This window comes from Saccharopolyspora taberi (genome assembly GCF_039534165.1).
In the GTDB taxonomy this organism is placed as follows: Bacteria; Actinomycetota; Actinomycetes; order Mycobacteriales; family Pseudonocardiaceae; genus Saccharopolyspora_D; species Saccharopolyspora_D taberi.
The window spans coordinates 51,610-75,494 of sequence record NZ_BAAAUX010000022.1; the positions used below are offsets into that span (position 1 = coordinate 51,610).

Genomic DNA, 23,885 nt, shown 5'->3' on the forward strand with positions numbered 1-23,885 from the left:
CGGCGGAGCCACCCACGCGGTCAGGAGTCGAAGACCCCGCGCTTGACCCCGCTGACGAACTCGCGCCACCGCTGCGGTTCAACGGTGAGGTGTCCCGCGGCGCGGTTCTTGGTGTCGCGGACCCCGACCCGCTCGACCCCGAAGCCGACCTCGACGCATTGCCCCTGCCCCTGGGTACGGGTACTGGTGCGCCAGCCGGTGATGCATTCCATCTACAGCTCTCCTATGCGCTCGTTGATGAGTTGAATAGACCCCTCCGGGTCTATCGCATGTGCTCGTAAATGGTCCATCATCGTCACGTAGTTGGACAGCTCGATCTCCCTTTCGAGGTAGAGTCCACCCACGTGGGTTTCCAAATAAACGACGTCGGGATCCACGTGATTGGAGTAGCGCAGGATCACGAACGGACCAGCCTGCGCCGGATGCGCACCCGCGTCCAACGGCATCACCTGCAGCGTCACGTTCGGCTGTTCTACCAGCTTGAGCACGTGCTCCAGCTGCCTGCGCAGCACTCCCGGCCCACCGACGCAACGCCGCAGCGCGACCTCGCCGACGACCGCCCACAACTCGAGCGGGTTCGGGCCGGTAACGCGCTGCTGCCGTTTAATCCGCAGATCGACTCTTCGGGTTATCTCCGACTCGGCCGCCCGAATGAGAGTCGCCTTTGTGATCGCGTGCGCGTATTCCCGGGTCTGCAGCAACCCCGGAATGGCCTCTGACTCGTAGGTGTGAATTGACGACGCTTCGGCTTCCAGACCGACATAGGTCTCGTACCACTCCGGCAGCACGTCGCTGTAGGAATGCCACCAGCCGCGCTTCCGGGCATCCCTGGCCAGGTTGATCAACTGGTCCCGCTCGTGCCCGTCGACGGCGTAGAAGTCGAGCAGCGCCGAGACGTCACCGACCGACGGAGACCGCTTCGCGGTTTCGAACCGACCGATCTTGGCCTGCGTGCAGCCGAGGTGGGCGGCGGCCTGCTGCTGGGTGACCTCCGCCATGGCCCGGAGTCGGCGTAACTCCGCGGCGAGACGACGACGACGCACGGTGGGACTCACTGTCATGATCCCAGTGTCCACCCCTGCCCACCCTGCGTCACCATCGAGTCACCCTTCGACAACTCGGTGACAATAGGTGATCAGCGCGCCCATGGCAGCCACCACCAACCGATCGGCGCAGCGACCGACGCCGCTACCTCGGCACGTTCCGGAGGTTGCTGCGGGCCAGCTGGACCATCTTCCCGACACCGCCGGAGAGCACCGTCCGGCTCACCGCCAGGGCAAATCCCTTCACCTGCGTTCCGGTGATCCGCGGCGGGATGGACAGCGCGTTCGGGTCGGTGACCACGTCGATCAGCGCGGGGCCCGGGCGGCGCAGCGTCTCGGCCAGCGCGTCGCGCACCTCGCCCGGTTTCTCCACCCGCGTGGCGGGAATGCCCGCCGCGGTCGCGATGGCTGCGAAATCCACCTGGTCGTGGTCGGTCCCGTAATCCGGGAGGCCGTCGACGAGCATCTCCAGCTTCACCATGCCCAGCGACGAGTTGTTGAAGACCACGACCTTGACCGGCAGCTGGTGGGTGCGCAGCGTCAGCAGGTCGCCCAGCAGCATCGACAGCCCGCCGTCGCCCGCCATCGCGATGACCTGGCGGCCGGGGTCGGCGCTCTGCGCGCCGATCGCCTGCGGCAGCGCGTTGGCCATCGAACCGTGCACGAACGAGCCCATCACGCGCCGCCTGCCGTTGGGCGTGACGTAGCGGGCCGCCCACACGTTGCACATCCCGGTGTCCACTGTGAACACCGCGTCCTCGGCGGCGAGGTCGTCGAGCACGTCGGCGACGTACTCGGGGTGGATCGGCACCTGGTTCTCGACGTTGCGGGTGTAGGCGTCGACGACCCGCTCCAGCCGCTCGGCGTGCTCTTTGAGCATGCGGTCCAGGAACGCCCGATCGGTCTTCTGCCGGATCTGCGGGAGGACCGCGCGGATCGTCTCGCCGACGTCGCCCTGCACCGCGAAGTCCAGCACCGTGCGCCTGCCGAGGTGGGCGGGCTCGATGTCGACCTGGATCGTGTTGGCCTGCGGCAGGAAGTTGTCATAGGGGAAGTCGGTTCCCAGCAGCACCAGCCGGTCGGCCTTGTGCATCGCCTCGTGGCAGGCGCCGTAGCCGAGCAGGCCGCTCATCCCCACGTCGTAGGGGTTGTCGTACTGGATCCACTCCTTGCCGCGCAGCGCGTGGCCGACCGGCGCGTTCAGCTTGCCTGCGAGCTGCATCACCTCGCCGTGCGCTCCGCGCGTTCCCGCGCCGCAGAACAACATCACGCGTTCCGAGCTGTTCAGCGCCGACGCGAGTTCCGCCACCTGGGACGCCGGCGGGACGACGGTCGGCGGTTCGCAGTGGACCACGCCCTGCCCGGTCGGCCGGGCCGCGGGCCGCTGCGCGACGTCGCCGGGCAGCACCAGGACCGACACACCGCGGCGGCCCGCCGCCGTCTGGATCGCGCTCCGCAGCAGTCGCGGCATCTGTTCCGGCTGCGACATGAGTTCGCAGAAATGACTACATTCGTTGAACAGTTCTTCAGGGTGCGTTTCCTGGAAGAATCCGGTGCCGATCTGCTCGGACGGAATGTGCGAGGCGAGCGCGAGCACCGGCGCGCCGCTGCGGTGCGCGTCGAACAGCCCGTTGATCAGGTGCAGGTTGCCCGGCCCGCAGCTGCCCGCGCACACCGCGAGCCTGCCGGTCAGCTGGGCCTCCGCGCCCGCCGTGAAGGCCGCCGTCTCCTCGTGCCGGACGTGCACCCACTCGATGCCGTCGGTGCGGCGCACCGCGTCGACCACCGGGTTCAGGCTGTCCCCGACGATGCCGTAGATCCGCCGGACGCCCGCCTGCACGAGCACTTCGATGAACTGGTCGGCGACACTCGGCATGTGCGTCCCTCCAACGGCGATCGGTCGGCGTGCGTCCTCACCCCGTGTACGCGTGGTATCGAACACCCGCAACTTGAATCCGATCGGGCGACCTCGGTAACGTGAAGCGCACCGCGGTCGATCTTGTTGTTGTCGGCCCGAATTCTTGATTTTTTCGAAAGGGATGCAGCGGTGAGCGTCCGCCTCTACACGATCTGCGCGATGTGTGTGACCGCCTCGGCCGTGGCCGGAGTCCTGGTGGGTGGAATCATCGCCGCGAACGGCCGGGAGGCGAATCCGGCGCAGCCGGTTCCGGTCTCCCAGCACTCCCCGTCGCTGGAGGCGGCGGGCGGGATGGGCGTCCCCCGGCCCTGAGCGGCGTCGGCTAGCGTCGGGGGCATGAGCGAACAAGCACGACTTTCCGAAGGCGACCTCGCCCCCGACTTCTCCCTGCCGGACGCGGACGGCAAGACCGTCGCGCTGTCGGACTTCCGGGGCCGGTCGGTGGTCGTCTACTTCTACCCCGCCGCCAGCACTCCGGGCTGCACCAAGGAAGCCTGCGACTTCCGCGACAGCCTGGCGGTGCTCAACGACGCCGGCTTCGACGTCCTGGGCATCTCCCCGGACAAGCCGGAGAAGCTGGTGAAGTTCCGCGACGCCGAGGGCCTGACCTTCCCGCTGCTGGCGGACCAGGACAAGTCCGTCATGACCGCGTGGGGCGCGTTCGGCGAGAAGCAGAACTACGGCAGGACCGTCCAGGGCGTGATCCGTTCGACGTTCGTCGTCGACCCGGAGGGCAAGATCGCCAAGGCCCTCTACAACGTCAAGGCGACCGGCCACGTCGACCGCCTGCGCAAGGACCTGGGCGTCTGACCGGCAGGGCACCTACCCGGCAGGTGCCCTCCCCTAGTCGACGAACATGTAGATCGCGACGGCGGCGGCGATGACCACCACCAGGTAACGCAGCAGAGTCGCGGGCATCCGCTGCGCGACCTTCCCGCCGACGTAGCCGCCGAGCACCGTGGTCGGCACCAGCGTCAGCACCGCGGCCCAGTCCACCGGTGCGATCAGCGCGAAGACCACCATCGTGACCGCGCTGCCCATCAGCCCGAGCCAGCTCTTGAGCGCGTTGAGCCTGCGCATGGTGTCGTTGGCCGCCAGCACCAGGATCGCGATGAAGATGACGCTGCGCGCGCCGCCGAAGTACCCGCCGTAGATCGAGGCGAGGAAGATCCCGGCGGTCAGGATCGCGGTCCGGTCCGGCGCGTCCACGTCCGGGTTGCCCAGCCACCGGCGGATCGTGTTCTGGAAGGCCATCAGCACCGCCGCGAGCCCGATCAGCGCGGGCACGATCGCGTCGAAGACCGAGCCGGGCAGGACCAGCAGCAGCACGCAGCCGAGGACCGAGCCGACCACCGCGGCGATCGTGGTGCTGACCAGGCGGCGGCGGTTCCCGCCGAGATCGGTGCGCTGGCTGAACGCGGCGCCGATGAAGCCCGGCCCCTGCGCCACCGAGTTCGTCACGTTCGCCACCAGCGGGGTCATCCCGGTGGCGAGCAGCGCTGGGAAGACCAGCAGCGAGCCGCCCCCGGCCACCGCGTTGATGGCGCCGGAGAGGAACCCGACGACCACGAGCACGGCCAACTCGAACCATTCGGTGAACACCCCAGGAAGCTAGCTGCTGGAACGAGCCGCGTTCACCTCGGGGCGAGCGGTGTCACACCTTGTCGGCCGGGCGCGGGTTTCGGGATGATCGGTTCAGTGCTGAGGGGGATGCGTTGACCGGGTTGGAAAGCGCCGGTTTGGGCGCGGGCAGGGCCGTTGTCCGGCAGCTGGCGGCGAACTGGCGGCCGCTCGGAAGGCCGGGATCCGCCGGGGTGCGGATCTGTCCGAACTGATCTCGCTGCGGTTCGGCGGCCTGCGGCAGCGGAACCGGAATGATCTGCACCGCAGGCTCGACGAGGTCGGCGAGCTGGTCGGCGAGCAGCTCGAAGAGCTGTGCGCGCGGGAAGGCGTCGAAGATGGCGAGCGCGTCGCGGCGCTGGAGGCGGTCGTGGACGCCCTCGACGAGGCGGACCTGTCGGACACAACGTTGCTGGGCAGCGACCTCGATCCCGTGCTGCTGGCGCGGGAGGTGCGGCGCCGGGTGCCTTCGGCGTCCCGCCGTGCGGGACTGGGCGAAGCCGGGCGGGCGTTGTTCGACCGGGCGCTCGACCTGTGCTGCGTGCAGCTGGTCTACCTGGTCCGCGAGCTTCCCGAGTACGAGTCGCGGCTGGCGGAGGGGTCGCTGCGCCGCGCGACGGAGGTGCTTTCCGGTGTCGAGCGGCTGCTCGCGCGGGTGCCGCTGACCAGCCTCGACGCCCCTTCCGGCACCGACCACGACGAGCAGTTCCGGCGGCGCTACCTGGAAGCGGTCGCCGATGATCTCGACGACCTGGAGCTCATCGGCGTCAACGTCCACAACTTCCGGCCGCGCACCAAGCTCTCCGTCGCCTACCTGAGCCTGACGGTGAACCAGGACGCGCCGCGCAAGGACGACCTCTTCGCCCAGTGGTTCGAACACGAGCACTCCGACGCCCTGTCCCGAGCGCTGCGCGTCGAGGAGGCGCTGGGTGCGGCGGACCTGACGCTCGTGCGCGGCGAGGCCGGGTCGGGCAAGTCCACGCTGCTGCGCTGGCTGGCGGTGAGCGCGGCGCGCGGGAACTTCGACCGCGATCTGGAGAAGTGGAACGGCTGTGTCCCGATCCTGATCAAGCTCCGCAGCTACGCCGGTCAGCCCCTGCCCCAGCCCGAGCAGTTCGTGCCCGGGCCCGGCGGCCCCGCGCTCGGACCGCTTCCGGAGGGCTGGACGCACCGGCAGCTGGCGTCGGGCAGGGCGTTGCTGCTGGTGGACGGGGTCGACGAGCTCAGGGACCGGGAGCGCCCGAAGGTCCGACGCTGGCTGGGGCAGCTGCTCAAGAGCTACCCGAAGACGCGCATCGTCGTCACCTCGCGCCCGGCTGCGGCCGGTACGAAGTGGCTGCACAGCGAAGGATTCGCGGCGGTCGACCTGGAGCACATGACTCCCGGCGAGGTGCGGGAGTTCGTCGAACTGTGGCACCGGGCGCTGCTCGCCGGGGACGGTGTTCTCCCATTTACGCGGGAAGAAATCGAGGAACACCAACGGCTTTTGCTCGCGCGGCTCGATGCTCGTGCGCATCTCCGGGGGCTGGCGCGGAGTCCGCTGATGTGCGCGATGTTGTGCGCACTGCATCTGGATCGTGGCGGGGATTTGCCGAGAGACCGCAAGAGTCTTTATGAAGCGGCGCTGGAGATGCTGCTCCACCAGCGCGAGGACGCGCGCGGAATTCCGGCGCATGACGAAGTTCCGTTGTCGTATCGGCAGAAGCTCGTGCTGCTCCAGGACATCTCGTTCTGGTTGAACCTCAACAGCCGGTCCGAACTGCCGCGCGAGACCGCAGTGGAACGGATCGACCGGAAGCTCCAGGCGATGCGCGGCATCGATGCGTCGGCGGACGAGTGCCTGGACTTTCTCGTGCAGCGCAGCGGTGTTATCCGGGCGCCGGTGGAGGGCCGGATCGACTTCGTGCACCGGACTTTCCAGGAGTTCCTGGCCGCGCGGGAGGCGGCGGCCGAAGGCCACGTCCGCATGCTGGTCGAGAAGGCGACTTCCGGGTTCTGGCGCGAGACGGTGATCATGGCGTCGGCACTGCTCAACCGGCCGGGGCGCGCGGAGCTGCTGAACGGGATCCTGGACCGGGCCGGAGGCGTTGGAGTTGCTGGCCGATTATGCGCGGGATCCACGGGACAAGGTGCAGAGCCACATCTCGGCTGTCTGGGGCCTTTTCGATGCCGAATCCTATGCGAAACGAGTGCTCGCCCACGCCGTACGGCCAGACGGCCGTCTCCTGGTCGACCGCATCGCGCACCTCGCCCAGCTCAGACACTTGGACTGGCTCGAAGATCTGCGGATCTTCCTATTCAGACGCTGCACAGACCTGGAGTTCCTTCGTCACGCGGAGGGCTTTCCGTTGTCCTCTCTGACAGTGCGGTGCAGAGGGAAGGTCTCGCTCTCCCCTCTTCGCGCGCATCCCGGGCTGAAAGGCCTCTACCTGCACGGCGCGGCCGAATGTGGGGACTTGCCTGCCTTGACCGCGCTCACCAAGCTGGAGAGACTTTCCCTCCGCTACTTCGAAGGCACCCTCGATCTCGATATCCTCGGCCAACTTCCCGCGCTGAAGTTGCTGGCTCTGAGCAAGTGCGGAGAAATGGACCTGTCGCTGTTGGCCGACCTCGACGTGACCGTGCGAGTCGACGATGCCGAGAGGTTCCGAGGTACCGAAGCGCTTGGCGACCGGCTCCACTCCCTCCGCTAACCCGCCAACTTCCGCAGTTCCGGCAGCAGCAGCCGGAGTGCCCGCCCCCGGTGCGAGTCGGCGTCCTTCTCCTCCGGAGAAAGTTCCGCCGAAGTCCGGGTGTCGCCCTCCGGGACGAAGATCGGGTCGTAGCCGAAGCCGTTGCTCCCGCGCTCCGCGCGGGTGATCGTGCCGCGCCACTCGCCGCGGACCACGGTCTCGGTGCCGTCCGGCAGGACCAGGGCCGCCGCCGAGACGAAGGCTCCACCGCGGCGGTCGTCCGGGACGTCGTTGAGCTGGCCCAGCAGCAGGTCGAGGTTGGCCTGGTCGTCGCCGTGCTTTCCGGACCAGCGCGCGGAGAACACGCCCGGCATGCCGTTGAGCGCGTCCACCGCCAGGCCCGAGTCGTCGGCGACCGCAGGCAGTCCGGTGGCCTCGGCCGCGTCGCGGGCCTTGGCCAGCGCGTTGTCCTCGAAGGTCGCGCCGGTCTCCGGGGCTTCCGGGAACTCCGGCACCTCGTCCAGGCCGACGACCTCGACTCCGGTCACACCTTCGGCTTCGAGGATGCGGCGCAGTTCGACCAGCTTCTTGGCGTTGCGGGTGGCCAGCAGGACGCGGCTCATGCCGCACCTCCGGGGAGTTCGCCCGGGTAGGGCGCGGCCAGCGCTTCGGCCTGCATCCGGGACAGCTCGGCGCAGCCCGCCAGCGCGAAGTCGATCATCTTGTCCATCGTGGACCGGGTGAAGGTCGCACCCTCGCCGGTGCCCTGCACCTCGACCAGGGTGCCGTGGTCGGTGGCGACCACGTTCATGTCGACCTCGGCGCGGGAGTCCTCCTCGTACGGCAGGTCCAGCCGCACCCGGCCGTCCACCACGCCGACGCTGACCGCGGCGATCGAGCAGGACAGCGGCTTCGGGTCGGACAGCCGTCCGGCCGCGCTCAGCCAGGTGATCGCGTCGGCCAGGGCCACGTACGCGCCGGTGATCGCCGCGGTGCGCGTTCCGCCGTCGGCCTGGATCACGTCGCAGTCCAGCGCGATCGTGTTCTCACCAAGCGCCGCCATGTCGATGCAGGCGCGCAGCGACCGGCCGACCAGCCTGCTGATCTCGTGGGTCCGGCCGCCGATGCGGCCCTTGACCGACTCGCGGGTGCTGCGCGTGTTCGTCGAGGACGGCAGCATCGCGTACTCGGCGGTCACCCAGCCCAGGCCGGAACCGGCCCGCCAGCGCGGGACGCCCTCCTGCACGCTGGCCGCGCACAGCACGCGCGTCCGGCCGAACTCGACCAGCACCGACCCGGCAGGCCAGTCCTGGTATCCGCGGGTGATCCGCACTTCCCGGAGCGCGTCGTCGCTCCGCCCGTCAGCTCGTGCCACGGCACCACCCTAAGAACCCGCCCGCGTGCGGGTCGGGCGGGGGTGGTTCAGGACAGGTCGGCTTCGCGCCAGGTGACGCCGGTGGGGCGCAGGCCGGTGGCGAGGAACTCGCGCAGCGCCTCGGCGAGCCGGTCCGGGGTGACGCCGCTGCCCGCGGGGAAGTCGGCGTCCTCGGCGTGCAGCTCCGGTGAGGACGGATCGCCTTCGAGGACGGCGTAGTCGTGGTCGGCGTCGATGTAGCCGAGGTAGCCGTAGCCGCCCTCGACCGCCGCGACCACGTCGTGGTCGAGCATGCCGCTGGCGGTGTCGGCGAGCTTGCGGCCCTCGTGCCAGATCGTCGCCGGACCCGCCGCGGGCTCGGACAGCCGCTTGATCAGCTCGTCGATCTGGTCCGGCTCGTCGATCGTCAGCCCGTCCCCGGCGTTGGCGTCCTGCGCCGAGGTGATCGTCCACACCGCGGTGATCGTCATCGGTGTCCCCTCCCCTGGTTCCGCGCCCGGAGGTTACCCCGCTCAGAGACTGTCTTCGCACTCGCTTGTCGTGACGGTGCCGGTGGCGAGGGCGGGCCAAGCGGCTGCGCCGCTTCAAAGACCGAAGGCAAGCGCTCAGACCTCGTAGGTGCGGCCTGCCGCGACGATCTCCGTCGGGCCCTCGAAGTGCGCCCGGGCCTCGCCGAGCACGGCCTCCGGGTCGGCCCAGGGCTGGAGGTGCGTGAGCAGGAGCCGGCGCGCGCCCGCGCCCTTGGCCACCTCGCCTGCCTGCCGCCCCGACAGGTGCACTCCCTCCGGCGCGCCCGGGAAGTCCGCCCAGGAAGCCTCCGCCAGCAGCACGTCCACGCCCTGCGCCAGCTCGGTCAGCTCGTCGCACGGGCCGGTGTCACCGGTGTAGGCGAGCACCTTGCCCTCCGCCGCGATCCGGAAGCCCCAGCCCGGGCACACGTGGTCGACCGGCACCGCGTGGATCTCGAACGGGCCGACCCGCACCGGCTCCGGCGTCAGCGCGGCGAAGTCGTAGACGTCGGTGAGGTCGGTCTCGGACAGCTCCTCCGGGCTCGGCGCGTAGAGCGCCGCGAGCCTGGCGGGCGCTCCCTCCGGGGCCAGCACCGGCAGCCGGTGCTGCGCGGTGTCGTGCGGCGGCGCCGGGTGGTAGCGGCGCAGGACCGTCAGCGCGGCGAAGTCGGCGCAGTGGTCCGGGTGCAGGTGGCTCAGCAGCAGGGCGTCCAGGTCGAAAGGGTCGACGTGCCGCTGGAGCGCACCGAACGTGCCGTTGCCCAGGTCGAGCACGATGCGGGTGTCACCGGACTCGACCAGGTAGCCGGAGGCCGGGGAGTCCGGGCCCGGCATGCTTCCGGAGCACCCGAGGATCGTCAGCTTCACGCCGTCGAGCTTGACACGCCCAGGGGCTCGACGGCATCGGCCGCGAGACTCGGACCCAGGAACCTGCGCGCGAGTTTGGCGAATCTCTCAGCCGGACCGGTCGCCCGGAACTCGTGCTCCGGTCCGGTCTCCGGGTCGGCGAGCAGGTCGTGCTCGGTGAGCACCCGGAAGACGTCCTTGGCCGATTCCTCGGCGCTGGAGACCAGCGTCACCTCGTCGCCCATCGCCAGTTGCAGGACCCCGGTGAGCAGCGGGTAGTGCGTGCAGCCGAGCACCAGCGTGTCCACGCCCGCCTGCTGGAGCGGGTCGAGATATGCCTGGGCGAGGCCGAGGACCTGGCGTCCGCTGGTGATGCCGCGCTCGACGAAGTCGGCGAAGCGCGGGCACGCGGCGGTGGTGAGCGCGACGTGCGGCGCGGCGGTGAAGGCGTCGTCGTAGGCGCGGGACCTGATCGTCGCGTCGGTACCGATCACGCCGACCCGGCCGTTGCGGGTGGTGGCCATCGCCCGCCGAACCGCGGGCAGCACGACCTCCACCACCGGCACGTCGTAGCGCTCGCGGGCATCGCGCAGGGACGCCGCCGAAGCCGTGTTGCAGGCGATGACCAGCAGCTTCACCCCCTCCTCGACCAGCGAGTCGGTGATCGCGAGGGTGCGGGCGCGGATCTCGGCCAGCGGCATCGGGCCGTACGGGGCGTTCGCGGTGTCGCCGACGTAGCGCAGCGGCTCGCCGGGGAGCTGGTCCATGATCGCGCGGGCGACAGTCAGCCCGCCGACTCCGGAGTCGAAGATCCCGATGGGCGCCTTGGTCATGCGGGCAGTGTGCCAGCCGACGCGGTGCCGGAGTCCCGCCGAGTGCCACGCGCCACCAGCCAGGCCGCCAGCAGCCCGCCGAGCGCGCCGAACAGGTGGCCCTCCCAGGACACGCCCTGCTGCCCGGGCAGGACGCCCCACAACATGCCGCCCCAGTAGAAGAACAGCAGCAGCGCCACGAACATCTGCGCGTAGCTGCGCACGAGGAACCCGCGCACCAGCAGGAAGACCAGCCAGCCGAACGCGACGCCGGACGCGCCGACGTGGGTGCCCGGCGCGCCGACCAGCCAGGTGCCGACGCCGCCGACGATCCACACCACGGCCGTCACCGCGACGAAACCGCGCACGCCCGCCGACATCATCAGCCAGCCCAGCACCAGCAGCGGGAGCGTGTTGGACAACAGGTGCCCCCAGCCGTCGTGCAGCAGCGGCGCCCACAGGATCCCGTCGAGCCCGTCGACGCTGCGCGGCAGGATCCCGTTCTGGTCCAGGTCGGCGGGCAGCACCACGTCGACCAGTTCGATGGCGTAGAGCGCGGCGACGATCACGCACACCAGCAGCGCGGACCGGACCGGATTGGCCGGAACGACCCGCGCACGCCGACGATCAGGCACTGGGTTCACACCATCGAGGCTACGTGAACCGGGGCTGCCCGGGGTCGGGGATCACCCTGAGCTTTCGATCCGACCCGATAGGGTTTAACGCGGTTTCATCGGGGGTCCGAAAGGGTTGCATTGTCCGCGCAAACACAACTCGACGTCGCGGTTCGCGCGGCGGCCAGGCTCGGCGGTGCACCCGTCTGGGACACCGGCACCGACAGCCTGCTGTGGGTCGACGCCCCCGCCAACGCCGTGCACCGGCTGTTCGGCGGGACGAACTACTCGATGGAGGTGCCGCAGGCCGTCAGCTCCGCGCACCCGCGCAGCCGGGGCGGAATCGTCATGCACCTCGCCGAGGGCATCGCGCTGTTCGACGCGGACGGGGAGCACCGGACCTGGCTGGTGTACTGGGCGCGCGAGGGCGTTCGGGGCGCGGTGACCGCGATCGACCGCAAGGGCAGGCTGTGGGCGAGCACCGCGCGGGAGGACGGGAGCGGCGACGGCTGGCTGGCGCGGGTCGTCGACAGCGGGGCCGCGAAGGTCGCCCTGAGCGGCCTGTCCGCGCCCGCCGGTCTCGGCTGGAGCCCGGACGACTCGCTGCTGTACTTCGCCGACAGCGCGACCCGGCGGATCGACGTGCTCGACTTCGACGTCGCCGAGGGCACGGTGTCCGGCCGGCGACCGCTCTGCGAAGTCGACGGTGAACCCGCCGGGCTGTGCGTCGACGCCGACGGTTGCGTCTGGGTCGCGGTGCGCGACGCCGGGCGGCTGGACCGCTACACGCCCGAAGGCGCGCTGGACCGCTCGATCGAGCTGCCCGTGCGGCGGCCGACGGACTGCTGCTTCGGCGGTTTCGACCTGACCGACCTGTACGTGACCTCGGCCCGCGACGGGCTCGCGGATCCCGGTGACGACGACGGTTCGGTGCTGGTGCTGCCGGGCGTCGGTACCGGGATGCGGACGCCGGCGTTCACCGGCTGAGCGCCGGAATTCCGGCCACCGCCGGGAGGTTGTACGCCACCAAACGGCACTCTCACGTGAGGAATCCGGCTGTGGCTGCTGGTCTCTCGGACGACCTGAAGAACTACCTCGACGAATCGCGCGCCTTCCCGACGGTGGCGACGCTGCTGCCCGACGGGCATCCGCACCTGACCGTCGTCTGGATCATGCGCGACGGCGAGGACCTGCTGTTCTCCACCACCACCGACCGGCAGCAGGGCCGGAACCTGGCCCGCGATCCGCGGGTGACGGTGATGATCAACCCGGCGGAGGACCCGTACAAGTACGCGGCGGTCCGGGGAATCGCGACCGTCACGCCGGACACCGGGCTTGAGGTGGTGAACGCGATCTCGCTCAAGTACACCGGCAAGCTCTACGCCGACCTGGCGCCGGACTCGGTGGACGCGGACCGGCGGATCGCCGTGCGGGTCACACCGTTCCGCGTCACCGGGCGCTTGTAAGCGTTGAGCCCCGGCCGTTTCCGGCCGGGGCTCCACATTTCAAAGCATCAGGCCCAGAGCTGGCCGTCGAGCTTCTGCGCGGCCTCGTCGATGGTGCCGCCGTAAGCGCCGGTGGACAGGTACTTCCACCCCGCGTCGGCGACGACGAACGCGATGTCGGCGGATTCGCCCGCAGCGGCGGCCTTCTCCGCGATGGTCAGCGCCGCGTGCAGGACGCCGCCGGTCGAGATGCCCGCGAAGATGCCTTCGCTTTCCAGCAACTGCCGGGTGCGGCGCAGCGCGTCGTAGGAGCCGACCGAGAACCGGCGGGTGAGTACGTCGGGGTCGTAGAGCTCGGGCACGAAACCCTCGTCGAGGTTGCGCAGGCCGTAGACCAGCTCGCCGTAGCGCGGCTCGGCGGCCACGATCTGCACCCCGGGCTTCTGCTCGCGCAGGTAGCGGCCGACGCCGACCAGGGTTCCGGTGGTGCCCAGCCCGGCGACGAAGTGCGTGATGCCCGGCAGGTCGCGCAGGATCTCCGGGCCGGTGGTCGTGTAGTGCGCGTTGGCGTTGGCGGGGTTGCCGTACTGGTAGAGCATCACCCAGTCCGGGTTCTGCTCGGCCAGGTCCTTGGCCACCGCCACCGCCTGGTTCGACCCGCCAGCCGCGGGCGAGGAGACGATCCGGGCGCCGAACGCCTGGAGCAGCTGCCTGCGCTCCTCGGAGGTGTTCTCCGGCATCACGCACACCAGGCCGTAGCCCTTGAGCTTGGCGGCCATGGCCAGCGAGATGCCGGTGTTGCCGGAGGTGGGTTCGAGGATCGTGCACCCGGCGGTGAGCCTGCCCTCCTTCTCGGCGGCCTCGATCATCGCCAGCGCCGCCCGGTCCTTGATCGAACCGGTCGGGTTGCGGTCCTCCAGCTTCGCCCACAACCGCACGTCCGGGGCTGGCGACAGGTGCGGCAGCCCCACCAGCGGGGTGTCGCCCAGCGCGTCCAGCAGCGAGTCATAACGGGCCACGATCAGCTCCAGGGTGTTCGCGGGACTTCGCCGGGCGCACCGGCGAAGTCCCTGCGGAACGAGATCACATGCCGCCCGCGACGGCGGGCAGGATGGTCACGTTGTCCCCGTCGGAGACCTTGGCCTCCAGACCGCCCGCGAAGCGCACGTCCTCGTCGTTGACGTAGACGTTGACGAACCGGTGCAGCTTGCCCTCCTTGACCAGGCGGTCCTTGAGGCCGTCGTGCCGGCTGTCGAGGTCGGCGATGACTTCCTCGATGGTGCTGCCGCTGGCCTCGACGGCCTTCTGGCCACCGGTGTGGGTGCGCAGGATGGTCGGGATGGAAACGTTGACTGCCATGGGGGCCTCCTGTCCGCTCGGGACTACTTTGACTTGCACGTGACGGTTCACGACCACCGCGAATCAGTCGGGAATCGCCTGGGCTCCGGTCGGCGCGTACGACTCCACGACCTCCACCGGCTCCTCGGTCACCTCGCCGTCGAGGATCCGGTAGGACCGCAGCTCGTGGACTTCCGGATCCCGGGTGGACACGAGCACGTAGTGCGCGTTGGGCTCCGACGCGTACGAGATGTCGGTGCGCGACGGGTACGCCTCGGTCGAGGTGTGCGAGTGGTAGATGACCACCGGCTCCTCGTCCGCGGCGTCCATCGCCCGCCACACCTTCAGCTGCTCGCCCGAGTCGAACCGGTAGAAGGTCGGCGAACGCTCGGCGTTGATCATCTCGATCAGCCGCTCCGGCCGGTCGGATCCCTCCGGACCGGCAATGACACCGCACGCTTCGTCGGGGTGGTCCCGTCGGGCATGCGCGACCATCGCTTCGACGAGGTCGCGTCGGATCACCAGCACAGCCACCATCCTAAAGGGTGCGACACCTGGGTCTCATGATGTGAAATCGGGTTGCGTGCTCCACCCGGAGCAACATCGCCAGACGATCGGTCATTCCCGCGCCGAGGGGTAGCGGTTCGTGTAAGAAGTCACCTCGCCGACCGGTTGCGCCGCCAGCACCGCGCGCACGATGGCGACCGCGGTCACGTGCGCGGCGGCCGCGCAGACGCGGTCCAGCGCCACCGCCCACGGCTCGGGCAGCTCGCCGCCGGTGCCGGTGGCCAGGGCGAACGCGGTGTCGCCGTCGAACATCGCGTGCGCGGGCCGGACCGCCCGGGCCAGCCCGTCGTGGGCGGCCACGGCGACGCGCTTGCACTGGGCCTTGGTCAGAATCCGGTCGGTGGCCACGACGCCGACGGTCGTGTTGAGCGTGCGCTCCGAACGGCCGTGCCGATGCGGCCTGCCCGGCGCGGGCCGTCCGGCGGCGACCTCGGCGGGATCGGGGGCGCGCAGGCCGGGGACCGGGAACCAGGGCAGACCGGTGTCGGGGTCGATCACCTCGCCCGAGGAATTGACCACCATCAGCGCGCCGACCACCGTGCCGTCGTCGAGCACGGTGCTGGCGGTGCCGACGCCGCCCTTGAGGCTTCCGGCGACGGCGCCGGTGCCCGCACCAACGTTGCCCTCGCGGGTCTCCGTGCGGCTCGCTGCCTCCGCCGCGCGGTAGCCGAAGCCCGCGTCCGGGCGGTTGCCCCAATCGCTCATGGGCGGGTCGAAGACCACGGCAGCGGGCACCACCGGTACGACCTCGCCTGGCCGCTGGCTGACCGGAACGCCGTGGCCGCGCTCGCCGAGCCAGTTCATCACGCCGTCCGCGCTGGCCAGGCCGTACGCGCTGCCGCCGGACAGCACGATCGCGTGCGCCTGCGAGACAAGGTGCGTCGGCTCCAGCACGTCGGTCTCGCGGGTGCCGGGCCCGCCGCCGCGCACGTCGACGGCCGCGGTGGCGCCTTCGGGCACGAGGACGACGCTCGTGCCGGTGGCCCAGTGCTCGTCAAGCCGCTGCTCGTGACCGACCCGGATGCCGTCGACGTCGACGATCGCGTTGCGCCGCCCCACCGGAAACTCAGCCATGCCGTCCACCCATCTTCAAGCGGCGCAGCCGCTTAGCCCACCCCAACAACCGGCACCGCCGCGGGTTCTCAGGCGTTCGCTGGCGAGGACAGCTTTTTCCGTCGTATTGGCATACGTCGGAAAAAGATTCCGGAGCCAGCGGACGCCTGAGGTTCCGCCACCCGCACCCCCAAGCAAAACGAGCCCGATCAACCCATAACAGCGTCGACGAGGCTGTCTTGGACCCAGGTAAGCCATTGGTAGACGCCGAGGTGTTCGCGGCGGAGGTCGTCCTCGGGCAGCTCGTCGGGAGTTTCCTCGTCGATGTCCAGCGCGGTGCCGAGCGCGAGCCGGACGTCGTTGATCGCGGCCAGCCAGCCGTCGGCCTGCGCACCGGAAAGCTCGACCCTGCCGCCGTCCGGCGGGCAGGTCTCCAGAACCAGCTCGGCGGCCCCGGTCTTCTGGTCCAGCAGCTCGGGTTCGTGCAGCGACCGCATGGCGCCCGCCGCGTCGGCGTCCTCGGCGTCGGTCTCGCCGGTTTCGGGGTCGCGCCGGTAGAAGTCCGGCAGCAGCCTGCCAAGGACGCGGTCCTCCGGCGGGGTGGTCGGGCCGGTGCGGATGCCGGTGAGCTCGGAGAGCTCGTCCTGCGGCGCGTCGTCGGCGCGGGCCGTGAGCATGTCGCGGATCTGGCTCACCAGGCCGCGGATGACCGCCGCCTCCTGCTGGGACAGGTCGGCCACCACGTGCCCGTTCTTGCGGGTCCAGCCGTTCACTAGATCAGGAGTCCTTCTGCATCGTCGCCCACAGCCCGGCGGCGTGCAGCTTCGCCACGTCGCCCTCGACCTTCTCCTTGGAACCGGACGACACCGCCGCCCGGCCCTTGTGGTGCACGTCGAGCATGAGCTTGGTGGCGTGGTCCTTGCTGTAGCCGAAGATCTTCTGCAGGACGTAGGTCACGTAGGACATCAGGTTGACCGGGTCGTTCCACACGACGGTCACCCACGGCTTGTCCTCCGACCCGAGTTCTGCCGGGTCGAGTTGCGCGCGCTCCAGTTCGGCGGGCGAGGTCATGTCCCCATGGTCGCACGCGCGGGTGGGGCGGTCGTCGGCCACGGGTGAGCCCGCTCATGTCCGCCCGTTCCACGTAATCTCGGGACCATGACGGCGGCAAGCACGGCACTGCGCACCGACCACTACGAGCTCACCATGCTGGCCAGCGCTCTCCGGGACGGCACCGCGCACCGCCACTGCGCGTTCGAGGCGTTCACCCGCAGGCTGCCGGACGGCCGCCGCTACGGCGTGGTCGGCGGGGTCGAGCGCGTGCTGGAGGCGATCGAGAACTTCCGGTTCGACGAGGCCGAGCTGCACCACCTCGCCGAGGCCGGGGTCGTCGGCGAGGACACCCTGGAATGGCTCGCCGGGTACCGGTTCCACGGCGACGTGGACGGCTACCCCGAGGGCGAGCTGTACTTCCCCGGTTCGCCGCTGCTGACCGTGCGCGGCACCTTCGCCGAGGCGGTGCTGCTGGAGACGGTCGTGCTGTCGATCCTCAACCACGACAGCGCCATCGCCTCGGCCGCGGCCCGGATGGTCTCGGCCGCCAACGGCCGCCGGATGATCGAGATGGGTTCGCGCCGCACGCACGAGGAGTCCGCGGTCGCCTCCGCCCGCGTCGCCTACCTGGCCGGGTTCACCGCGACGTCGAACCTGGAAGCCGGCCGCCGCTACGGGATCCCGACCGCGGGCACCGCCGCGCACGCCTTCACCCTGCTGCACGACACCGAGCGCGCCGCGTTCGAGTCGCAGGTCGCCAGCCTCGGTCCGAACACGACGCTGCTGGTCGACACCTACGACATCACCCGCGGCGTGGAGCTGGCGATCGAGGTCGCCGGGCCGCAGCTGGGCGCGATCCGCATCGACTCCGGTGACGTCGGCGTGCTGGCCCGCCGGGCGCGGGAGCAGCTGGACTCGCTGGGCGCCTTCGGCACCAAGATCGTGGTCTCCGGCGATCTGGACGAGCACGCGATCGCGGCGCTGCGCGCGGAACCGGTCGACGGCTACGGCGTGGGGACCTCGCTGGTCACCGGTTCCGGGGCACCGACGTCGGGGATGGTCTACAAGCTGGTGGAGGTCGACGGGCGGCCGGTCGCCAAGCGCAGCACGCACAAGACCTCCCGCGGCGGGCGCAAGATCGCGGTCCGGACGCACAAGCCGACCGGCACCGCGGTCGAGGAGGTCGTGCACCCCGGCGACGCCGCTCCGGAGCTGGGGCCGGACGACCGGCTGACCCAGATCCCGCTGATGCGCGGCGGGAAGCGGGTCGATGATCTGCCGACGCTGGAGGACAATCGGCTTCGACTGAAGAAGGCGCTGGTAAGCCTGCCTTGGGAGGGCCTGAAGCTCTCGCACGGCGAACCGGCGATCCCCACGGTGTTCGCGGAGCAGTAGGAGGAGGCGGGCATGAGGCACCATCGCTTCTCGCCCATGACCGCCGACCGGGTGCGGGTGCCCCGCAGGAAACAGCAGGCGGGCATGAGGCACCACCCCTCCCCGCCCACGACCGCCGACCGGGTGCGGGTGCCCCGCAGGAAACAGGAGCCGAGATGACCAAGGCATTAATCGTCGTCGACGTGCAGAACGACTTCTGCGAGGGCGGAGCGCTTGCGGTCGCGGGCGGTGCCGGCGTGGCCGCGGCGATCTCCCGGTACCTGGCCGGGTTCGACCACGACCACGTGGTGGCGACCCGCGACTACCACGTCGACCCGGGCGCGCACTTCAGCGACGAGCCGGACTTCGTGCGCTCGTGGCCGGTGCACTGCGTCGCGGGCTCCCCGGGCGCGGCGTTCCACCCGGAGCTGGACGTCTCGCCGATCGAGGCGGTGTTCTCGAAGGGCCAGTACAGCGACGGCTACTCCGGTTTCGAGGGCACGCACCGGGACCGGACGCTGGCGGACTGGCTGGCCGATCACGGGGTGGACCGGGTCGACGTCGTCGGCATCGCCACCGACCACTGCGTGCGCGCGACCGCGCTGGACGCCGCGCGGGCCGGGCTGGCCACCACGGTCCTGCTCGAACTCACCGCGGGCGTGTCGCGGGCGACGGTGGACGCCGCGCTCGCGGAGCTGAGCGAGGCGGGCGTGGACCTGGTCGGCGAGCCCGTGATCGGTTCTTGACCCCCGAAGCGGTCCCCGAAGCGGTCCTGCCGCTTCGGAGCCCCATACCAACGAAACAGGACTGTCCTCGCCACCGAACCGGCCCTGCCGCTTCAGAACCCCACACGAACCAACAGGACTGTCCTCATCACCGAAGCAGCCCTGCCGCTTCAGAACCCGCACCAACAAACAGGACTGTCACGTCAACCTGGCCCGCCTTCTCCGCCCGAATCACCACCTCGCGCCGCAAGCCCCGGCCGAACACCGGGTTCAGCCGCCGGTTCCTGAACCCTTGACAGGGCCGCCCGGTACCGTCTTCAGACGTGCCAGCCTCCGTTCCCCAGTGGTCCGATCCGAGTGCGTTCGAGCTCGACGAGCAGGACGAGCTCCCACCCGAGATCGCCGACGAGGTGCCGGTCTCGGCCGGTCGCCGCACCCGGGTGCCGGGGCTGAAGAAGCTGCTGGAGATCGCGGTGCGGGCCGTCGGCGGCGCTCCCAGGGAAGGGCAGTCGCAGATGGCCGAGGCCGTCGAGCACTCGATCCGCTCCGGTGAGCACCTCGCGGTCCAGGCGGGCACCGGGACCGGGAAGTCGCTGGCCTACCTCGTCCCGGCGATCCGGCACGCGGTGGCCAAGGAGGCGACCGTCGTGATCTCCACTTCGACCATCGCGCTCCAGCGCCAGCTGGTCGACCGCGACCTGCCGCGGCTCGCGGACGCGCTCGCCGAAGCGCTCGGGCGCAAGCCGACGTTCGCGATCCTCAAGGGCCGCCGCAACTACCTGTGCCTGAACCGGATCGACGGCAACGTCCCGCAGGAACCCGACGAGGGCGCGCTGTTCGACCCGTTCGCCGCGTCCGCGCTGGAGCGCCAGGTCAAGCGGCTGCGCGAGTGGTCGACCGAGACCGAGACCGGTGACCGCGACGAGCTGGTCCCCGGCGTCACCGACCAGGCTTGGCGGCAGGTTTCGGTCACCGCCAAGGAATGCCTCGGCGCGCACCGCTGCCCGGTCGGCGTCGACTGCTTCGCCGAGCGCGCCCGCGCCGAGGCGGGGCGTGCGGACGTGGTGGTGACCAACCACGCGCTGCTGGCCATCGACGCGCTCGACGAGCGGCCGGTGCTGCCCGAGCACGACGTGGTGATGGTCGACGAGGCCCACGACCTGGTCGACCGGGTGACCTCGGCGGCGACCGGGGAGCTGACCGCGGGCGCGGTCAAGCTCGCGGCCCGCCGCTGCGGGCGGGCCGTCGACCAGGAGATCGCCGACCGGCTCGACGAGGCGGGCGAAGGGCTCGACGTGGTGCTCCGCGAGACGGCGCCCCGGCGGCTGGAAGCGATGCCCGAGGACCTCGGCGGCGCCTTGACCGCCACCCGTGACGCGGCTGCGGCGTGCATGCACGCGCTCGGCCCGGAGCGCAAGGAGGACGTCGACGGCAGCACCGCCCGCAAGCTCGCGCTCGCGCTGACCCAGGACGTCCACGACACGGCCGTCCGGCTGCTGGAGGCGTTCGACGCCGACGAGGGCAAGCGCTGGGACGTGGTGTGGATCGCCGCCGACCCGAACCGCCCGCCGACCGTGCGGGTCGCGCCGCTGGCGGTCGGCGGGCTGCTGCGGGACCGGCTGTTCGGCCAGCGGACCACCGTGCTGACCTCGGCGACGCTGGCGCTGGGCGGTTCCTTCGACACGCTGGCGCGGCAGTGGGGCCTGCCGCCGCAGCAGCGCGCTCGGGCGGTCGAGGGGATGGCGACCGAGCGGGAAGCGCCGTCGGACACCGGCGGTCCGAAGTGGACCGGACTGGACGTCGGCTCGCCGTTCGAGCACCAGCGCAGCGGCATCCTCTACATCGCCCGGCACCTCCCGCCGCCGGGCCGCGACGGGCTGCCGCCGCAGTACCTCGACGAGCTGACCGAGCTGGTGCGGTCCGCCGGCGGCCGGACGCTCGGGCTGTTCTCGTCGATGCGCGCGGCGCGGCAGGCGTCGGAGGAGCTGCGGCAGCGGCTGAGCACGCCGGTGCTGTGCCAGGGCGAGGACTCGACGTCGCTGCTGGTCACGAAGTTCGCCGACGATCCGGAGACCTCGCTGTTCGGCACGCTGTCGCTGTGGCAGGGCGTGGACGTGCCCGGCCGGTCGCTGCAACTGGTGGTCATGGACCGCATCCCGTTCCCGCGGCCGGACGACCCGCTGGCCTCGGCGCGGCAGAAAGCGGTGTCCGAGCACGGCGGCAACGGGTTCATCACGGTCGCCGGGACGCACGCGGCGCTGCTGCTCGCCCAGGGCGCGGGCAGGCTGCTGCGGTCGATCGACGACCGCGGGGTGATCGCGGTCCTCGACCCCCGGCTCGCGACCGCACGTTACGGCGGTTTCCTGCGCGCGTCACTGCCGCCGTTCTGGACGACGCACGATCCGGAGGTGGTGCGCGGGGCGCTGCGCCGGCTCGACGAGGCCGCCAAAGCGGGCTGACCTGGTTTGTGGGCAGCTCACAAAGCCCTCCCCTTCGCAGGGGAATGGCGGGTAGCTTGTCCCCGCCCGAATCGCCTGGACCCGAAGGGGCAGGTGAATCACGAGTAGTGTCCGCGAGCCTGCGAGGAGCAACCGTGCCCGGAACCAGGAACCCCGCGCCCGCCACCGATCTGGCCAGGACCGTGGTGTTCGCCGCGTTCATCGCCGTGCTCGGCATCTTCCCCGGCTTCTACCTGGGCGGGGCAGCGGTGCCGATCGTGCTGCAGAACACGGGCCCGCTGCTGGCGGGCAGCGTCCTGGGCGCCCGGCGCGGCGGCGCGGCGGTCGCGCTGTTCGTCGGACTGGTCGCGATCGGGCTGCCGCTGCTGTCCGGCGGTCGCGGCGGGATCGCGCCGTTCGCCGGTCCCAGCGGCGGGTTCGTGCTGGGCTGGATCGTTTCGGCGGTGGTGGTCGGCCTGATCGTGCAGCGCGGGCTGCCGCGCCCGGGGATCGCGACGCTGCTGGTCGCCAACGCGGCGGGGGTGGCCGTCGACTACCTGATCGGCATCCCGTACTGGGCCGCGTTCACCGGTGATCTTGGAGCGGCGGCGGTGCAGTCACTGGTCTTCGTCCCGGGTGACGCGATCAAGCTCGTCGCGGTCTCGCTGGTCGCGGTGGCCGTGCACCGCGCCGTCCCGGCGCTGGCCGCGTCCCGCCCGGCGTGATCACCGGCGGCGTTCCGGAGCGGCTGCGGGACCCGGTGAACCGGGCCGCGCACCGGCTCGCCGGGTACGCGGGCGAGCGGATCGCGATCGACGCGGACACCGCGCTGGACCGGCTGTGCTGGTTCCTCGGCGCGGACCTTGCCGGGGCGGCGGCGCTGGTCGTGGAACCCACGTGGAGCGCCCGCGAACGCGCGGCGGTCTTCGCCGACGCCCGGCCCGCCGCGATCGTCACTGGGTCTCCGGGCGGGCCGGGCGGGGTCGTGGGCGGGCCGGTTGGGGTCGTGGGCGGGCCGGTTGAGGGCTTCGCACCGGCAGGAGATCTCGACGCCAGGCCGTGTCCACGACACACCGACGGCAAGTCGAGCGCACGACACGCCACCGCCGAGCCCACCACACGACACGCCACCAGCGAGCCGAGCGCACGACACACCACCCCCGAGCCGACCCCACGACACACCACCCCCGGGCCGACCGCACGACACGCCACAGGCGAGCCGACCCCAGGAATCACCGGCATCAGGCCGACCACGGGATTCGCCGCCGCCGAGCCGACCGGACGACACACCATCGCCGAGCCCACCCCACGACACACCGACGGCGAGTCGACCACACGACACGCCACCGCCAAGCCCACCGCACAACACGCCACCCCCGGGCCGACCACACGACACGCCACCGGCGAGCCGACCGCAGGACACATCACCGGCGAGCCGACCACACGACACATCACCGGCGAGCCGGCCGCAGGACACACCGACGCCGAGTCGAGCGCACGACACGCCACCGCCAAGCCGATCCCACGACACACCACCGCCGAGTCGACCACACGACACACCGCCACCGAACCCACCCCACAACACACCGCCCCCGATCCCACCGCCGACTTCGCGCCGGTCGGCAACGCCGAAAGCCGCTTCTACCTGCCGACGACCTCCGGGACCAGCGGCCGCCCGAAGGTGCTGATCCGCTCCCGCAGGTCCTGGCTGGACAGCTTCGCGGCGCTGGACCTCGGCCTGCGGCCGGACGACACCGTCCTGATCCCCGGCCCGCTGAGCTCGTCGCTGTTCCTGTTCGGCGCCCTGCACGCCCTGCACGCGAAAGCCGACGTGCACCTGCTGGAGCGCTGGTCGGTGCCGGACGCCGTCGCGGCCTGCCGGCGCGCCACGGTCGTCCACCTCGTCCCCGCGATGCTCTCCGCCCTGCTGCCGCATCTCGACGACTGTCCACTGCGGACGATCGTGTGCGCGGGCGCCCGCCTCGATCCCGCGATCCGGTCGCGGCTGGGCGGCCGGGAGCTGGTCGAGTACTACGGCTCCGCCGAGCAGTCGCTGATCGCGGTGGACCGCGGCGACGGGCTCCGCCCCGTCGTCGACGTCGAGGCGCGCGGCGGGCAGCTCTGGGCCCGCTCCGGCATGGTCTTCGACGGCTACCTCGATCAGGGAGCGGTCCGGTTCCCGGAGGACTGGCACGACGGCTGGTCCACCGTCGGCGACCGCGGCGCGCTGCACGACGACGGCACCCTGGAGGTCCACGGCCGGTCGACCGCGGTGCTCAACACCGGCGCCAGCCTTGTGTCCGCCGAGGACGTGGAGTCGGTGCTCCGCGGTGTCGACGGCGTTCGCGACGTGCTGGTTTCCGCCACCCCGCACCCGAGGTTCGGCGACCTGGTGACCGCCGTCGTCGAGGTCGACGACACGGCTCCCCCGTCGCTGCGCGCGCTGCGCGAGCGCGCCCGCGCGACGCTGGCCCCAGCGCAGC

General features: G+C 71.0%; 26 protein-coding genes and 1 pseudogene. 11 read left to right on the plus strand and 16 right to left on the minus strand.

The window, feature by feature from the left end; all coding sequences use genetic code 11:
- Positions 1–20 precede the first annotated feature (20 nt).
- The 3 genes from ABD691_RS26255 to ABD691_RS26265 form a co-directional block, all read right to left on the minus strand.
- On the minus strand, positions 21–212 hold the full coding sequence (locus tag ABD691_RS26255) for a DUF397 domain-containing protein (RefSeq protein WP_344684139.1): 192 nt from the start codon (positions 210–212) through the stop codon (positions 21–23).
- Positions 213–1,061, minus strand: coding sequence for a helix-turn-helix domain-containing protein (locus ABD691_RS26260; protein WP_344684141.1), 849 nt, complete (start codon positions 1,059–1,061; stop codon positions 213–215).
- 127 nt (positions 1,062–1,188) lie between these two features.
- On the minus strand, positions 1,189–2,919 hold the full coding sequence (locus ABD691_RS26265; RefSeq protein ID WP_344684143.1) for a pyruvate dehydrogenase: 1,731 nt from the start codon (positions 2,917–2,919) through the stop codon (positions 1,189–1,191).
- A 171-nt stretch (positions 2,920–3,090) separates the two neighbouring features.
- Between ABD691_RS26265 and ABD691_RS26270 the strand changes: the two genes are divergently transcribed.
- Positions 3,091–3,273 (plus strand): hypothetical protein, encoded by a 183-nt coding sequence (locus ABD691_RS26270; protein WP_344684145.1) that lies wholly within the window; start codon positions 3,091–3,093, stop codon positions 3,271–3,273.
- Positions 3,274–3,297: 24 nt separating this feature from the next.
- Positions 3,298–3,771: a thioredoxin-dependent thiol peroxidase gene (bcp, locus tag ABD691_RS26275; protein ID WP_344684147.1), complete on the plus strand. Its 474-nt coding sequence runs from the start codon at positions 3,298–3,300 to the stop codon at positions 3,769–3,771.
- 33 nt (positions 3,772–3,804) lie between these two features.
- Here the strand turns inward: bcp and ABD691_RS26280 are convergent, their stop codons facing one another.
- Positions 3,805–4,563, minus strand: coding sequence for a sulfite exporter TauE/SafE family protein (locus tag ABD691_RS26280; RefSeq protein WP_344684149.1), 759 nt, complete (start codon positions 4,561–4,563; stop codon positions 3,805–3,807).
- A gap of 238 nt (positions 4,564–4,801) precedes the next feature.
- Here ABD691_RS26280 and ABD691_RS33790 point away from each other — a divergent pair.
- Both ABD691_RS33790 and ABD691_RS26290 read left to right on the plus strand, forming a co-directional pair.
- Positions 4,802–5,941: pseudogene (locus ABD691_RS33790) on the plus strand (NACHT domain-containing protein); the annotation flags it as partial.
- A gap of 727 nt (positions 5,942–6,668) precedes the next feature.
- A complete protein-coding gene (locus ABD691_RS26290; protein ID WP_344684151.1) occupies positions 6,669–7,274 on the plus strand; it encodes a leucine-rich repeat domain-containing protein in 606 nt (201 codons plus the stop codon).
- On the opposite strand, the gene rdgB is transcribed toward ABD691_RS26290, so the two are convergent.
- From rdgB to ABD691_RS26320, 6 genes are all read right to left on the minus strand, one after another.
- A complete protein-coding gene (gene rdgB / locus ABD691_RS26295) occupies positions 7,271–7,876 on the minus strand; it encodes an RdgB/HAM1 family non-canonical purine NTP pyrophosphatase (RefSeq protein WP_344684153.1) in 606 nt (201 codons plus the stop codon). The genes ABD691_RS26290 and rdgB overlap by 4 nt on opposite strands.
- Positions 7,873–8,628, minus strand: a complete 756-nt coding sequence (gene rph / locus ABD691_RS26300; RefSeq protein ID WP_344684155.1) for a ribonuclease PH — start codon at positions 8,626–8,628, stop codon at positions 7,873–7,875. Before rph ends, rdgB begins: the two co-directional genes overlap by 4 nt.
- A gap of 47 nt (positions 8,629–8,675) precedes the next feature.
- The gene (locus ABD691_RS26305) at positions 8,676–9,098 is read right to left on the minus strand and encodes an Imm1 family immunity protein (protein WP_344684157.1); all 423 of its coding nucleotides are present in this window, start codon (positions 9,096–9,098) and stop codon (positions 8,676–8,678) included.
- A gap of 135 nt (positions 9,099–9,233) precedes the next feature.
- Positions 9,234–10,004, minus strand: coding sequence for an MBL fold metallo-hydrolase (locus tag ABD691_RS26310; RefSeq protein ID WP_344684159.1), 771 nt, complete (start codon positions 10,002–10,004; stop codon positions 9,234–9,236).
- Complete coding sequence (murI, locus tag ABD691_RS26315) at positions 10,001–10,816, minus strand: glutamate racemase (protein ID WP_344684161.1); 816 nt, start codon at positions 10,814–10,816, stop codon at positions 10,001–10,003. The genes ABD691_RS26310 and murI overlap by 4 nt, the downstream gene beginning before the upstream one ends.
- Positions 10,813–11,439 carry a rhomboid family intramembrane serine protease gene (locus ABD691_RS26320; protein WP_344684163.1) on the minus strand — a complete coding sequence of 209 codons (627 nt, stop codon included), beginning with the start codon at positions 11,437–11,439 and terminating at the stop codon, positions 10,813–10,815. Before ABD691_RS26320 ends, murI begins: the two co-directional genes overlap by 4 nt.
- Positions 11,440–11,550: 111 nt before the next feature.
- Between ABD691_RS26320 and ABD691_RS26325 the strand changes: the two genes are divergently transcribed.
- Positions 11,551–12,396 (plus strand): SMP-30/gluconolactonase/LRE family protein, encoded by an 846-nt coding sequence (locus ABD691_RS26325; RefSeq protein ID WP_344684165.1) that lies wholly within the window; start codon positions 11,551–11,553, stop codon positions 12,394–12,396.
- 71 nt (positions 12,397–12,467) lie between these two features.
- Complete coding sequence (locus tag ABD691_RS26330) at positions 12,468–12,875, plus strand: PPOX class F420-dependent oxidoreductase (RefSeq protein ID WP_344684167.1); 408 nt, start codon at positions 12,468–12,470, stop codon at positions 12,873–12,875.
- 47 nt (positions 12,876–12,922) lie between these two features.
- On the opposite strand, the gene ABD691_RS26335 is transcribed toward ABD691_RS26330, so the two are convergent.
- The 6 genes from ABD691_RS26335 to clpS all read right to left on the minus strand — a co-directional run bounded on the left by ABD691_RS26335 (position 12,923) and on the right by clpS (position 16,883).
- The gene (locus ABD691_RS26335; protein ID WP_344684169.1) at positions 12,923–13,873 is read right to left on the minus strand and encodes a PLP-dependent cysteine synthase family protein; all 951 of its coding nucleotides are present in this window, start codon (positions 13,871–13,873) and stop codon (positions 12,923–12,925) included.
- A gap of 64 nt (positions 13,874–13,937) precedes the next feature.
- Entirely contained in the window at positions 13,938–14,213 is a 276-nt protein-coding gene (locus tag ABD691_RS26340; protein ID WP_344684171.1) for a MoaD/ThiS family protein, read from the minus strand.
- A 63-nt stretch (positions 14,214–14,276) separates the two neighbouring features.
- Complete coding sequence (locus ABD691_RS26345) at positions 14,277–14,720, minus strand: M67 family metallopeptidase (protein ID WP_344684173.1); 444 nt, start codon at positions 14,718–14,720, stop codon at positions 14,277–14,279.
- A gap of 90 nt (positions 14,721–14,810) precedes the next feature.
- Complete coding sequence (locus tag ABD691_RS26350; RefSeq protein WP_344684175.1) at positions 14,811–15,833, minus strand: P1 family peptidase; 1,023 nt, start codon at positions 15,831–15,833, stop codon at positions 14,811–14,813.
- A gap of 188 nt (positions 15,834–16,021) precedes the next feature.
- The gene (locus ABD691_RS26355; protein ID WP_344684177.1) at positions 16,022–16,585 is read right to left on the minus strand and encodes a DUF2017 domain-containing protein; all 564 of its coding nucleotides are present in this window, start codon (positions 16,583–16,585) and stop codon (positions 16,022–16,024) included.
- Positions 16,586–16,589: 4 nt separating this feature from the next.
- A complete protein-coding gene (gene clpS, locus ABD691_RS26360) occupies positions 16,590–16,883 on the minus strand; it encodes an ATP-dependent Clp protease adapter ClpS (protein WP_344684178.1) in 294 nt (97 codons plus the stop codon).
- Positions 16,884–16,970: 87 nt separating this feature from the next.
- On the opposite strand from clpS, the gene ABD691_RS26365 reads away from it, so the two are divergent.
- The 5 genes from ABD691_RS26365 to ABD691_RS26385 all read left to right on the plus strand — a co-directional run.
- Positions 16,971–18,260 (plus strand): nicotinate phosphoribosyltransferase, encoded by a 1,290-nt coding sequence (locus ABD691_RS26365; RefSeq protein WP_344684180.1) that lies wholly within the window; start codon positions 16,971–16,973, stop codon positions 18,258–18,260.
- Between the two features lie 155 nt (positions 18,261–18,415).
- A complete protein-coding gene (locus ABD691_RS26370) occupies positions 18,416–18,985 on the plus strand; it encodes an isochorismatase family protein (protein ID WP_344684181.1) in 570 nt (189 codons plus the stop codon).
- Positions 18,986–19,374: 389 nt separating this feature from the next.
- Positions 19,375–21,423: an ATP-dependent DNA helicase gene (locus ABD691_RS26375; protein WP_486374895.1), complete on the plus strand. Its 2,049-nt coding sequence runs from the start codon at positions 19,375–19,377 to the stop codon at positions 21,421–21,423.
- 134 nt (positions 21,424–21,557) lie between these two features.
- Entirely contained in the window at positions 21,558–22,127 is a 570-nt protein-coding gene (locus ABD691_RS26380) for a biotin transporter BioY (RefSeq protein ID WP_344684183.1), read from the plus strand.
- On the plus strand, positions 22,124–23,885 hold a 1,762-nt coding region (locus ABD691_RS26385), incomplete at its 3' end, for an AMP-binding protein (protein ID WP_344684186.1). The genes ABD691_RS26380 and ABD691_RS26385, both read left to right, overlap by 4 nt.

Bases quoted from the DNA above. Each gene is read 5' to 3' on its own strand.
- ABD691_RS26255 (WP_344684139.1), bottom strand. From the start codon at position 212: ATGGAATGCATCACCGGCTGGCGCACCAGTACCCGTACCCAGGGGCAG.
- ABD691_RS26260 (WP_344684141.1), bottom strand. From the start codon at position 1,061: ATGACAGTGAGTCCCACCGTGCGTCGTCGTCGTCTCGCCGCGGAGTTA.
- ABD691_RS26265 (WP_344684143.1), bottom strand. From the start codon at position 2,919: ATGCCGAGTGTCGCCGACCAGTTCATCGAAGTGCTCGTGCAGGCGGGC.
- bcp (WP_344684147.1), top strand. From the start codon at position 3,298: ATGAGCGAACAAGCACGACTTTCCGAAGGCGACCTCGCCCCCGACTTC.
- rdgB (WP_344684153.1), bottom strand. From the start codon at position 7,876: ATGAGCCGCGTCCTGCTGGCCACCCGCAACGCCAAGAAGCTGGTCGAA.
- ABD691_RS26305 (WP_344684157.1), bottom strand. From the start codon at position 9,098: ATGACGATCACCGCGGTGTGGACGATCACCTCGGCGCAGGACGCCAAC.
- murI (WP_344684161.1), bottom strand. From the start codon at position 10,816: ATGACCAAGGCGCCCATCGGGATCTTCGACTCCGGAGTCGGCGGGCTG.
- ABD691_RS26340 (WP_344684171.1), bottom strand. From the start codon at position 14,213: ATGGCAGTCAACGTTTCCATCCCGACCATCCTGCGCACCCACACCGGT.
- ABD691_RS26350 (WP_344684175.1), bottom strand. From the start codon at position 15,833: ATGGCTGAGTTTCCGGTGGGGCGGCGCAACGCGATCGTCGACGTCGAC.
- clpS (WP_344684178.1), bottom strand. From the start codon at position 16,883: ATGACCTCGCCCGCCGAACTGGAGCGCGCGCAACTCGACCCGGCAGAA.
- ABD691_RS26365 (WP_344684180.1), top strand. From the start codon at position 16,971: ATGACGGCGGCAAGCACGGCACTGCGCACCGACCACTACGAGCTCACC.
- ABD691_RS26370 (WP_344684181.1), top strand. From the start codon at position 18,416: ATGACCAAGGCATTAATCGTCGTCGACGTGCAGAACGACTTCTGCGAG.